The organism is Pseudoduganella ginsengisoli (genome assembly GCF_009720865.1).
Classification (GTDB): Bacteria; Pseudomonadota; Gammaproteobacteria; order Burkholderiales; family Burkholderiaceae_D; genus Rugamonas; species Rugamonas ginsengisoli.
On the sequence record NZ_WNLA01000114.1, the window covers coordinates 1 to 255 of the forward strand.

Annotated in this window: 1 rRNA gene; it reads left to right on the top strand. The window is 53.3% G+C overall.

Annotated elements, in window-relative coordinates:
- Positions 1-255 (top strand): 23S ribosomal RNA (locus GM668_RS30420); the annotation flags it as partial.

Genomic DNA, 255 nt, shown 5'->3' on the forward strand with positions numbered 1-255 from the left:
CTTTGCATTGGACTTTGAACCAATCTGTGTAGGATAGGTGGGAGGCTTTGAAGCGGGGACGCCAGTTCTCGTGGAGCCATCCTTGAAATACCACCCTGGTTTGTTTGAGGTTCTAACCTTGGCCCGTGATCCGGGTCGGGGACAGTGCATGGTAGGCAGTTTGACTGGGGCGGTCTCCTCCTAAAGTGTAACGGAGGAGTTCGAAGGTACGCTAGGTACGGTCGGACATCGTGCTAATAGTGCAATGGCATAAGC